Raw genomic sequence first — 11,836 nt, 5'->3', positions numbered from 1 at the left:
CTCGCCCTCAAGGTAGATGTTGACGCGCGTCCTGATTGGGCTCCTTCATAGATGCTTGCACGGACGGTCGCACCCACGCGCGTGGGTTCTCTCCCACACAACCGCTCCAAAATAAAAAAACGCCATCGGCGTTGTTTGTTTTAATTAATATGGAGCGGGTGATGGGAATACTCAACATCCCGATCCAACAGCGAGCCTCCGGCTCGCCCTCAAGGAAGATGTTGACGCGCGTCCTGATCGGGTTCCTTCGCTGAAGCCTGCACGGACGGTCGCACCCACGCGCGTGGGTTCTCTCCCACACAACCGCTCAACAACAAAAAAACGCCTTCCGGCGTTACCTTTTATATTTATGGAGCGGGTGATGGGAATCGAACCCACGCTATCAGCTTGGAAGGCTGAAGTTCTACCATTGAACTACACCCGCATATCACCTGTAAAAGCAAAGCCGCCAAGGCGAATCTCGTACTTTCTCAGGGTGAATGTCTAGTATCGGGATGACACGATTCGAACATGCGACCCCCTGGTCCCAAACCAGGTGCTCTACCAAGCTGAGCTACATCCCGTTGCATTCAAGATATATCATCTTGTGAAGACAAGAAATAATATACCACGGATGCCGCGGGATTGCAATACTTTTTTAATTCAGCAGAAAGGTCCGTTCGAAATCCTCAGGCGAAATCGGCTTGCTGAAATAGTAGCCTTGTCCCTCGTGACAGCGCTGCTCTTTCAAGAAATGGAGCTGCTCCTCATTCTCTACGCCTTCGGCCGTTACCTTGAGCTGCAGATGATGAGCCATCGATGCGATCGTAGAGACGATCGCCGCATCGTTATGGTCGCTCATCACTTCGTGGACGAAGGAACGGTCGATTTTCAGCCGGTCGATCGGCATGTTTTTCAAGTAATGCAGCGAGCTGTACCCCGTCCCGAAGTCATCGATACTGATGAAGACACCGAGCTGCTTCAAGCGCCGAAGCTGGTCAAAGGCCGTCTCCTTGTCAAACGTCATGCTTTCCGTAATTTCCAGCTCGACGTACTTCGGATCCAAGCCGATTTCCTCCAGAATGGACCCGATGCGTTCAGCCAGCTGGGGCTGGAGAAACTGGCGCATGGATAGATTAATCGATACGCAGATCGGCTTATACCCCGCCTGCTGCCATTTTTTATTCTGCATGCACGCCGTACGGAGAACCCATTCGCCAAGAGGAACAATCAGACCGCTTTCCTCTGCCAGCGGAATGAATTCGGCCGGCGAAACGAATCCCCGTTTCGGATGCCGCCAGCGCAGCAGCGCCTCCATGCCAACGATCTCGCTGCTCTCCAAATGAACGAGCGGCTGGTACTCCAAATAAAACTCTTCCCGCTCGATCGCTTTACGCAGGTCGTTCTCCAAGCGGAGCCGCTCCTTCGCCTTCATCTGCATGGATGGGACAAAGTGACGGACGTCGACCCCATAGTCTTTGGCATGATGAACGGCGGTGTCCGCATGCTGAATCAGCTCTTCGGCCGTGTCTCCATCCTGCGGAAAGACCGCCATCCCTGCGCAAAGCGTGATATGATAATCGTTTTCCTCGATGACGACGGGCTTTTCAAAGAGCTTCAGCAAATAACGGATCCGCTCCATCCCCTCTTCCACACCGGCAAGCGCAGGCAGAATGATGGCGAACTCATCGGCGCCCATACTGAACACTTCCTCCCTGGACCGGGTGTTCCGTTTGAGGCGGTCGCCGACAAGCTGCAGAATCCGGTCCCCCGCCTGATGTCCAAGGGAGTCATTGATATTTTTGAAGCGGTTGACGTTAAAAACGACGACCCCTGTCATTTCATGTCCCGTATTTTTGATTTTACTGGAAATGCGCTGAGTCAACCGGCGTTTGTTCGGAAGTCCCGTCAAGTCATCATGGAACGCCAGATAGTTCATCCGCGCCTCCACCCGCTGTTGTTCCCGGAATGGATCCTCGATCGTCAGGCGGTAAACCCCTTTGAGCATCAGATAGTAAGCCACACCTCCGGAAAGGGTGCCAAGCAGGTAATTCCACTGGTATGTATGATTCGCCGTCATCATCAGCCCCTGTCCGAGAGCGGAGTAAATCAGCGCCCGGATAATAATAAGCAGCGATGGGGCCCGGTCCTTTCTGCCCCGGTACATGATCGATCCGATGCCAATCAGGCATACCGCAATGATCACCAGGTCCAAATATTTCTTCAGCCAATTGATGCTGCCATGGTTCATCAGCAAAGGAAGTTTCTGATGCCACAGGAAAAAGGCAAGCACACCAAATACGATCACGGCCGACGTGATCATAAATGCGAAGCGTTTATGGGTAATCGACACCATCGTGTCTTTCAGATTATAAATCGACAGAAGCCCGAGGGCGCACGCCCCCTTGGAGATGATAAGCAGCCACATGGCATCGTCCTGGTTTAATGCAAAGCCGAATAGAGGAATTCCGAGCAAGCTGACCGTCTGCAAAAAGTCAAATACAGCCAGAGACAAAAACAGCGCAGCAGTATACAGCCTATGCCGCGACAGTTTGTGCGAAAATAACAGCCATCCCTGAGCGAACACGGCAAAGCTGACAGCCACGCTGCTCCAGCCGGCAAGGACATAAACCGTCTTGAACCAGCCGACGCCATCATTACTGTATAAAAATGCAGTTTGAACGATCTGAACCGCAATAAAAAACAAGATTCCCACCAAGGCCGTCCTGATTGTTCGTCTTTTCTCTACTCTGGTATGCATGCAGTCCTCTGACCCCCGGGCTTTTTCTGAAATATTTATATATGAATTTCATGCTAAATAATTCCACGTTTATGCCGACATTCCTGCTAACATTAGACAATAATTTTGCATTGGGGCCATCGTTCGACATGTGTCGTTTTGCAAAAAAATGAATCCTCATCCTCCTTCATCCGTATTGTAGATTATAATACCTAAGGGGTGTGGCATTGTATGATCATTACAACAACCGAAAATGTAGCCAATCATGAAATTATCGAGGTACTCGGCACCACGTTTGGAGTCGTCGTTAGAGCCAGAGGCATCGGCGGGGACATTATGGCTTCCCTCAAGGGCCTTGTCGGCGGCGAGGTGAAGCAGTACACCCAGATGATTGAGGATGCGCGGCGGCAGGCGGTGGACCGGATGGTGCAGAACGCGCATGCCATGGGCGGGGACGCCATCGTGATGATGCGCTTTGACAGCGGGGATATCGGCAATAACATGAGCGAAATTGTTGCCTACGGCACGGTCGTTAGAACCCGTCCTGTTAGCTGATGGGAGGTATGGTCATTATTCTGCTCATATACGCCTTGGAGCTGGTCGCTTTTCTGCTGCTGTTATGGGTAAGCTGGCGCTTCTTCGACAAGAGATACCGCCGCCGGGACGACAGCGGAGGCAGCAGGGACATCATGAACGGATCGTTTACGCCGACTTCGGAAGTATTTATTGACCCGAAAGACGGTCATAAATACCAGGTCTATTATAATCACCGTACCGGTGAACGCGAATATATCAGACTCGATTGAAGCCAAAAAAGGGCTGCCCGTACTTGTGACGGGCAGCCCTTTTTCTAATGAACCAAATGAAGCGGTTTACTTGTGTTTCGGATCAAAGTTGACCTCCGGAGTCGTCAGCTTGTCGTAGAAATCCACGTACTTGTCCTTATCCTCCGATGCCCGGAGCGCCATGGCTGAACGTGGATGCTCCCCCAGCGTTCCCGTAACCATGTAAGGAATCAGGTAGCCCCACTCCTCCTTCTCGCGAAGCGGAATCATCAGGCGTTCGATCAAATCCAGCACCGGACGAAGGTTGTAATGGGTATTTTTCAGATGGGTGACGAGCAGCTCGGTCGGGCAGTTGCCAGCCGCGCGGCCCATTCCGTATACAGACGCATCCAGCAGCTCCACGCCCAGCTCCGCGGCGGTCAGCGTGTTGGAGAAGGCCAGCTGCATATTGTTATGCGTATGAACGCCAAGGCGCTTGTTCGGCAGGTGCTTCTTGAACTTCTCGACCAAGTACTCCATGTCCTTGTGGTCAAGGCTGCCATAGGAGTCGACGATGTAGACGACATCGACCACGCTCTCCCGGATCATTTCGAAGGCTTCCAGCAGCTCGTTCTCCATGACGTTGGACAACGCCATAATATTCAGCGTCGTTTCGTAACCGCGTTCATGGAACGTCTGCACCAGCTCCAGCGCTTTATCCACGTCCTTGATGTAGCAAGCAACACGGATCAAATCGAGCATGCTTTCTTCGCGCGGCAAAATATCATTCTCATCGACACGGCCGATATCCACGAGAGCGGACAGCTTGGTTTTGCCCTTCTGGGGGATCACTTCACGCAGGAAGGAATCGTCCAAAAAGCGCCAAGGTCCGGCAGAATCGGCGCCTTTCAGCAGTTTGGGTGAATTTTTGTAGCCGATTTCCATATAGTCAACACCGGCCTCATTCAGTCCGGCGTATAAAGTTTGTACAAACTCGACGCTGAAGTCCCAGTTATTAACCAGTCCCCCATCGCGAATCGTGCAATCGACAATTTTACAAGGGTTCGTTTTCATCCAACAAGCTTCTCCTTCCGGCATAAAATTTATTCCTTCATCATACTTGAAGGTGACCAGAAAAGTAAAGGTTAATTGTCCGGACGGTTATGACCGCGAATTGACGGCATACGAAATAAAGCGGTTATCCCGCTCAGGATTCCGCTTTACGTTCATTGGTCTTATGAGGATGCCGCTTGCGACAAAATCCACTCCAGCAGGGTCCGGACCATCACTCCGGTGCCTCCCTTCGGATTCACACCCCGCTCTTTTTGGGCGTAGGCCGTTCCAGCGATATCGAGATGAACCCACGGCAGCCCTTCGGCAAAAGTTCCGATAAACAGGCCTGCCGTAATCGCAGCCCCCCTGCCTCCGGTGCTGTTGCGAATGTCCGCCACGTCGCTTTTGAGCATATCCCAAAATTCCTTGTAAGCAGGAAGCGGCCATACTTTTTCACCGGATCTTTTCGAAGCGAGGATCAGCTCCTGGAGAAAAGTGTCATCGTTCGTTACCGCTCCTGTCGCCACATCCCCTAAAGCCGTCACGACGGCGCCTGTGAGCGTCGCCACATCGATGAGACGAACCGCTCCGAGCTGTCTGGCATAAGTCATGCCATCGGCGAGCACCACTCTGCCTTCCGCATCGGTGTTCAGCACTTCGATCGTCCGCCCGCTGAACGACCGGATCACGTCCCCCGGCTTAAAGGCACCGCCTCCAGGCATGTTCTCGGCACTCGGAATGACGGCCACGACGTTCACCTTCGGCTTCAGCGTTCCAAGTGCGTTCATGACACCCAGCACCGCAGCGGCTCCGGCCATATCGCTGATCATCTCTTCCATACCGAGCCGCTTCTTCAGCGAGATGCCCCCGGTATCGAACGTAATGCCTTTGCCGACAAGCCCTATAACGCCATCCCAGCTGTCCCTTCCTTGATACTTCATCACGATCATCCGCGGAGGTTGAATGCTCCCCTGGCCAACCGAGAGCAATCCACCCATGCCGAGCGCCTTTTGCTCTTCGACATCCAGCGTGTGTGATTCCATGCCATGCTTCCGGGCAATACGCTGCGCATGCTTCGCCAGATCTTCTGGAACAAGCATATTTCCAGGGAGGTTCGTTAAATCCCGCGCCAAACAGGTAGCTTCGGCCGCTGCTTTCCCTCGGACAATGCCTTGACGCCATTCTTCCGCTTCCCGGGGATCCGCGTTTCCTTTTCGAAAAAGCACCAGCTCTTTAATTCCAGGGTACGTCGGATGGTTTCGTTTGTACTGCTTGATCCGGTATGCGCCCAGAATGAACCCTTCGGTCAGGGCCTGGGCCGCAGTGATCGTGTTCTGTTCCGCAGTAAATCGCATCATGGTCATCGGCACTTCCCATGCCAGGCTTTGGGCTTGGATTTTGAGCGCGGTTTTAGCCGCCTGGGCGGCAGCAAGCCTGAGTTCTTCGGAGGTCAGCGGACGTTCGCCGATCCCGACTAGAATAACGGCGCGATGGCCGCTTGAATCAGGCACAGGCAGTGCGTGGATTTGATTGAAGGCAGCACCGAACAGGCGGCTGTCCCTGAGCTGCTGCACAATGGGTGCAAGACTGGGAGAAAATGCGTTATCCTCAAAGTCCTTTTGGGAAACCATAACAACAAGCGCATCCACACTGAGCTGAATAGCTTCCGTATGATCCTTCCATGTGACCGTAATATCTTGTCCTTCGGAAAACGGATGTCCATTCATCGGCGTCATCTTCCTTTGTCTTCAAGTTTTCGGACGATAGTCATATATATTATTCCACCGTTGTCCAAAGCAACTCCAAAGACAAAATGTTCCTGCTGTGCCGAATCAGGACATTTCAACGATCGGAAGCGAGATCACAAACTCTGTTCCCTTCCCTACTTTGCTGTCCACAGAGATATATCCCCGGTGATTCTTGATGATCCGGTAACTGACGGACAGACCAAGGCCTGTCCCGCTTTCCTTGGTCGTAAAGAAAGGATCAAATAAATGGCTCAGCGTGATATGATCCATACCCTTTCCGTTATCCGAAATACATATATTCACGTTTTTCTGGTCCTTGCGCGTGCGGATTTCAATCTTCCCGGTATGCTCATGTCCCTGATCAGCAATCGCATCCATGGCGTTTTTAATGATGTTGAGAATGACCTGCTTAATCTGCTTCACATCGACGGAAATATGAAGGGGCTTAGACTCATCGAGCAAAACAACCTCGCAGCCATTCATCAGCGCTTCGCTCTCCGTAAGGAGAACAACTTCCTTCAGCAAAGACGAAACCGGGATGACGGTCGTTTGCGGCGCAGATGGCTTGGACGAATTCAGAAATTCATAAATAATGTCGTTCGCCCGGTCGATCTCGGTCAATATAATGCGGGCATACTCGTCTTTTCCGAGCTTGGTCAAATGAGGTCTCAGCAGCTGAATGAATCCACGGATGGCCGTGAGCGGGTTGCGGATTTCGTGGGCGATCGATGCCGAAATTTTGCCGAGCATCGCCAGCTTGTCGTTTCGGTAGGCGGTTTGTTCGATCTGCTTGAAATCGGATACATCCTTGACACTAAATAAAAAATCACCGTCCATTTGGTCGCCGTAGGTGACCGTAAGAAGCCACTGGCGTCCGGTTTCATCACTTAGCTCATGGTATCTTTTTCGGTGAAAAATGGTTTCGCGGTAAATACGCAATATTTTCTTCTTCTTATACCTGCTTAACTGGGGATGACGCAAAATTTGAAGCAAGGTTAGGCCAGTCAACGACTTACGGGAAATTTCCAACAACCTCGCCATTTGCACATTAATAAATGTCAAAACGCCTTCACTGTCGAAAAGGATTACCCCACTGTCCAAGTGCTCCAAAATGTTCTCGTACTTGTTCTTCACAAGCTGCGTAGATTGAAACGCCTCCAGGGACTGCAACAACGTCTCTTGGATTTCGCTCACACGATGCCCCCCCTTTATAAGGAAATGACGGAATTGGCAAATCGTTAGCAGGCAGATATTCCATCTTTTGGCCAGTAATAAAGATTAGTTTAATCATAGACAAGCTCGCCGGAAAACTCAACAAGAGATACTGTCGAAAAAAGAAAAAATGGTCCCAGCCTGAAAATGATGGCCGTCAATCGGTGCTCTTTCTTAGCCGAAAGTCCCCGCTTATGCAGAAGTTTCTCCTGTAAAAATAAGGATGTCGCCTCTTGCGAAAGCGAATCTTAAAACAAAAGCATCAGACACAAAAAATTTATTTTTGTACCTGATGCTATGTCATGACCGGGCGCTCAGCCGGGACGATTTCCGCCGATTCGACGGCAGGCCCGGGTATCCGATGAAATTTTATGATTTATGCTGAAGACGCAGCCGGCGTTGGCTCATGACCGCGAGTCTTTTCTTCAGCTCGCTCTGCCATTTCTCGTCTTGAATTTGCTTGGCGACCGTCAACAAATCAAGGGCCATGTCAATCTGGCTCTGAATGATGTCTTTCGGATCTTCCTTCTCACAGTTGACCACATTTTCAAAAATGGTCTCTTCGTCCTCGATCACATAATCCTGAAAGTCAATTTCTGCCGCCCCGTCACCATGCGCATATTCGGCCAAAATTTCGTATTCATTCTCAACCTTGTAATGAACCTCAACCCGGTGGCACACGGGACAGAACAACAGGGGAACATTATGGACTTGAGTGCGATAATGTTTAAGTGTACCTTTCGTTCCAACCATACTTGCTCCGCAGCAATAACTCATTCCAGTTCACCCTCCTCTGGATTCCACCGTATTTCTTCATAATGTATTCGATTCCAAGCTCGACAATTCCTTTTTTTCAACCCTGACGGGACCCAAGTTTTCTCATGTATGCCTGCTCTTTGGTTTTCTATATCGCCCTGTTCAAATCCTGCTAAATAGATGAGTTCATTCTATATTAATGCCAAAACAAGACGTTATGCCGCTCCCAGCCATATTTCAACTTCTCCGAGGCATTCTAAACCCAAAACCATAGTTGATGAAAAACCCCCTTGGCCTGCATCAAGCAAGGCAAAGGGGGCTTGTCCGAATATTTAAAAATTAGTTGGTTACCAGATTTTTGTCGCCTGGTTTCCAGTTCATTGCGCACAATCCGCCGGATTGAAGCGCCTGGAGGACACGAAGGGTTTCTTCAACGCTGCGGCCGATATCGTTGTGGTTAACCACTTGATATTTCAGCTCGCCTTCAGGGTCGATGATGAACAGACCGCGAAGAGCAACGCCTTCTTCTTCGATGTACACGCCGTAGTCTTTTGCAACGGATCTCGTGATGTCGGAAGCCAGCGGGAAGTTGATTTTTCCAAGACCGTTCGAGTCGCGCGGTGTGTTGATCCAAGCCTTGTGGCTGTGGATGGAGTCCGTGCTCACACCCAGAATTTCAGCGTCAAGCGCTTTGAACTGCTCGTAAGCATCGCTCAGCGCAGTGATTTCCGTAGGGCATACGAAAGTGAAATCGAGTGGATAGAAGAAAAATACGAGCCATTTACCGCGATAGTCAGTCAGGCTTGCTTTGCTGAAATCCGTGCCGTCACCTGTTACAGTTTCCATCGTAAATTCAGGAGCCGGTTTACCTACTAAACGTTCTGCCATGTCAAAAATTCCTCCTTTAATATAAAGAACAACTGCTCTGTTCTAGATTGAGTATCGTATTGCATCCCAAGTGGAATCTACATTTCAAATGGTATCATTCGACGAAATCAAAGTCAAGATTATATAGGTTATTTATTTATAATAATTATAAATAAGAAAAAATCGTGAACTTTTCAACGCATCTTCAGCAGACGGATGTGAAAAAAGGGGCCGCCGATCACCCGGCAGCACCCTTTCCAAAAAAATCCCTTCATTTATATAGCGTTAAAACGACCTCAATATTACGTTGAAAATTACTTCTTCATCGCAGCCACGATCAGGTCGCCCATCTCCCGGGTGCCGATCGCCTTGCTCTTATCCACAGCGATGTCGCCTGTGCGATGTCCGGCATTCAGCACGTCAGCCACAGCTGCTTCAATCGCGTCTGCCGCATCGCCGTATCCAAACGTGAGGCGGAACATCAGCGCCAGTGACAGAATCGTGGCGATCGGATTCGCCAGGTTTTGACCCGCTATATCCGGTGCAGAGCCGTGAACCGGCTCATACAAGCCGAACGCGCCTTCTCCCATCGAAGCGGACGACAGCATGCCGATCGACCCGGTCAGCATGGCGGCTTCGTCGCTCAAAATATCGCCAAACATGTTCTCCGTCACGATGACGTCGAAGCTGGCTGGCCGGCGCAGCAGCTGCATGGCGCAGTTGTCGACAAGCACATGCTCCAGCTCCACGTCCGGATAATCCGGAGCGACCCGATTCACCACTTCACGCCACAGGCGGGAAGTTTCGAGCACGTTCGCCTTATCGACGGAAGCGAGCTTCTTGCGGCGCTTCTGGGCGATTTCAAAGGCTTGGCGCACGATCCGTTCCACTTCCGCCACATTGTACACGCAAGTGTCCACCGCTTCTTCGCCATGCTCGCCTTGGCGTCTCAGCTTGTCACCGAAGTAAATGCCGCCGGTCAGCTCCCGTACGACCATCAGGTCCGTGCCTTCCAGCACCTCAGGCTTCAGCGTCGATGCGTCCTTCAAGCAGTCGAACACCACGGCTGGACGCAGGTTGGAGAACAATCCGAGCGCTTTGCGGATACCGAGCAGGCCAGTCTCCGGACGGAGTTCCTTCGGATTGTTGTCCCATTTCGGTCCGCCTACCGCGCCAAGCAGCACCGCGTCTGCATTTTTACATACCGCCAGCGTCTCTTCCGGAAGCGGGGTCCCCTTCTCGTCGATTGCGATTCCCCCGAACAGCGCATGCTCCGTTTCAAACGAATAGCCGAACAGCTCCTCCGTGCGCTTGAGCACTTTCTCCGCTTCTGCGACAACCTCCGGCCCGATGCCGTCCCCTGCGATTACTGCAATCTTTTTAACCTCTGCCATAATATCAGTCACTCCTCCAGGTACAGGTACCTCGTTTTCACTGTCCTAATTCTCTATATACTGTTTTAACACATGAAGGAGAGCATTGACCAAGATATAGAATCTATGACCTTAATAGTATTTTCCTATAAGCTGACCAAATGGATTAAATTATTCTATACCTGCCCTTAACATGGCACATTTCTTTTCCTGATTATTCCGGGTACAATGATATTGTTTGGATTTATACTCTTCAATCGCAAAGGAGTTGAACGGATTCATGCAGTATACGTATTTGGGAAAATCGGGTTTAAAAGTGAGCCGCTTGTGCCTGGGAACGATGAATTTCGGTCCGGCGACGGACGAGAAGGAAGCGTTCCGCATCATGGACGCGGCGCTTGACGCCGGCGTTCAGTTTTTTGATACCGCTAACATTTACGGCTGGGGCGAAAATTCCGGCTTGACCGAAACCATTATTGGCCGCTGGTTTGCCCAGGGCGGCGGCCGCCGCGAAAAGGTGGTCCTCGCCACCAAGGTTCATGGCGACATGAGCGACCCGGCGGACGGTCCGAACGGGGCGCGGGGCCTGTCCTCGTACAAAATCCGCAGACACCTGGAAGGATCGCTCCGTCGCCTGCAGACCGACCATATCGAGCTGTACCAAATGCACCATGTCGACCCGAACGTCACTTGGGACGAGCTGTGGGGCGCTTTTGAAATCGCGGCGAACCAGGGCAAAATCGGCTACGTCGGCTCCAGCAACTTTGCTGCCTGGCAGCTGGCCATCGCCCAAAGCGAAGCGAAGAACCGCCATTTCCTCGGCCTGGTGTCCGAGCAGCATAAATACAGCCTGAACTGCCGCCTTCCGGAGCTGGAAGTGCTGCCGGCTGCGCAAAGCCTCGGCCTTGGCGTGATCCCGTGGAGCCCGCTCGACGGCGGATTGCTCGGACGCAACGCGCTGAAGAAGCTGGAAGGCACGCGCAGCGGCGGAAGCGCGGAGCGCATCGAGAAGCATCGCGCCAAGCTCGAGGCGTTTGCCGAATTGTGCAATGAGCTCGGCGAGCCGCAGGATAACGTCGCGCTTGCCTGGCTGCTGAGCAATCCGGCGGTGACAGCGCCGATCATCGGGCCGCGTACATTGGAGCAGTTCGAAAGCTCCCTCGGCGCGCTCGAAATCAAGCTGGATGAGGCCGTGCTGAAGCGGCTGGACGAAATCTTCCCGGGACCGGGAGGCGCCGCTCCCGAGGCGTATGCTTGGTAAGCAGGCGTAACAAGCCATGTAATTACCCGTCTACCGGTATCTGCTATATAGACGGCGGCTGCCGCGTTGTTCGCGGAATTCGG

The 11,836-nt window shown here is 51.9% G+C and carries 10 protein-coding genes and 2 tRNA genes; 3 read left to right on the top strand and 9 right to left on the bottom strand.

Features of this window, described 5'->3' with window-relative positions; translation table 11 throughout:
* Positions 1-350: 350 nt before the first annotated feature.
* From ABID47_RS31035 to ABID47_RS31025, 3 genes are all read right to left on the bottom strand, one after another.
* Positions 351-424, bottom strand: a tRNA-Gly gene (locus ABID47_RS31035).
* A gap of 65 nt (positions 425-489) precedes the next feature.
* Positions 490-563 (bottom strand) — tRNA-Pro (locus ABID47_RS31030).
* Positions 564-637: 74 nt separating this feature from the next.
* Positions 638-2,695, bottom strand: coding sequence for a putative bifunctional diguanylate cyclase/phosphodiesterase (locus tag ABID47_RS31025; protein ID WP_354502735.1), 2,058 nt, complete (start codon positions 2,693-2,695; stop codon positions 638-640).
* A gap of 255 nt (positions 2,696-2,950) precedes the next feature.
* Here ABID47_RS31025 and ABID47_RS31020 point away from each other — a divergent pair, with 255 nt between their 5' ends.
* Positions 2,951-3,274 (top strand): YbjQ family protein, encoded by a 324-nt coding sequence (locus tag ABID47_RS31020; RefSeq protein ID WP_105445850.1) that lies wholly within the window; start codon positions 2,951-2,953, stop codon positions 3,272-3,274.
* Positions 3,275-3,282: 8 nt separating this feature from the next.
* The gene (locus ABID47_RS31015; protein WP_076173228.1) at positions 3,283-3,525 is read left to right on the top strand and encodes a hypothetical protein; all 243 of its coding nucleotides are present in this window, start codon (positions 3,283-3,285) and stop codon (positions 3,523-3,525) included.
* A gap of 66 nt (positions 3,526-3,591) precedes the next feature.
* Here ABID47_RS31015 and ABID47_RS31010 read toward each other — a convergent pair whose 3' ends face one another.
* The 6 genes from ABID47_RS31010 to leuB all read right to left on the bottom strand — a co-directional run bounded on the left by ABID47_RS31010 (position 3,592) and on the right by leuB (position 10,513).
* On the bottom strand, positions 3,592-4,557 hold the full coding sequence (locus ABID47_RS31010) for an aldolase catalytic domain-containing protein (RefSeq protein ID WP_076173229.1): 966 nt from the start codon (positions 4,555-4,557) through the stop codon (positions 3,592-3,594).
* Between the two features lie 161 nt (positions 4,558-4,718).
* Positions 4,719-6,263: a leucyl aminopeptidase gene (locus ABID47_RS31005; RefSeq protein WP_354502732.1), complete on the bottom strand. Its 1,545-nt coding sequence runs from the start codon at positions 6,261-6,263 to the stop codon at positions 4,719-4,721.
* A 105-nt stretch (positions 6,264-6,368) separates the two neighbouring features.
* Entirely contained in the window at positions 6,369-7,478 is a 1,110-nt protein-coding gene (locus tag ABID47_RS31000) for an ATP-binding protein (RefSeq protein ID WP_354502730.1), read from the bottom strand.
* A 387-nt stretch (positions 7,479-7,865) separates the two neighbouring features.
* On the bottom strand, positions 7,866-8,273 hold the full coding sequence (locus ABID47_RS30995; RefSeq protein WP_076173231.1) for a hypothetical protein: 408 nt from the start codon (positions 8,271-8,273) through the stop codon (positions 7,866-7,868).
* A gap of 318 nt (positions 8,274-8,591) precedes the next feature.
* A complete protein-coding gene (locus ABID47_RS30990; RefSeq protein ID WP_116232142.1) occupies positions 8,592-9,140 on the bottom strand; it encodes a peroxiredoxin in 549 nt (182 codons plus the stop codon).
* 293 nt (positions 9,141-9,433) lie between these two features.
* The gene (gene leuB / locus ABID47_RS30985) at positions 9,434-10,513 is read right to left on the bottom strand and encodes a 3-isopropylmalate dehydrogenase (protein ID WP_076173233.1); all 1,080 of its coding nucleotides are present in this window, start codon (positions 10,511-10,513) and stop codon (positions 9,434-9,436) included.
* A 259-nt stretch (positions 10,514-10,772) separates the two neighbouring features.
* Here leuB and ABID47_RS30980 point away from each other — a divergent pair, with 259 nt between their 5' ends.
* Entirely contained in the window at positions 10,773-11,753 is a 981-nt protein-coding gene (locus ABID47_RS30980; protein WP_116232141.1) for an aldo/keto reductase, read from the top strand.
* Positions 11,754-11,836 lie beyond the last annotated feature (83 nt).

This window comes from Paenibacillus favisporus (assembly GCF_040545415.1).
GTDB classification, from domain to species: domain Bacteria; phylum Bacillota; class Bacilli; order Paenibacillales; family Paenibacillaceae; genus Paenibacillus_AQ; species Paenibacillus_AQ favisporus.
The sequence above is the reverse complement of the archived record's forward strand: the minus strand, read 5'-3'. Positions and strand labels throughout refer to the sequence as shown.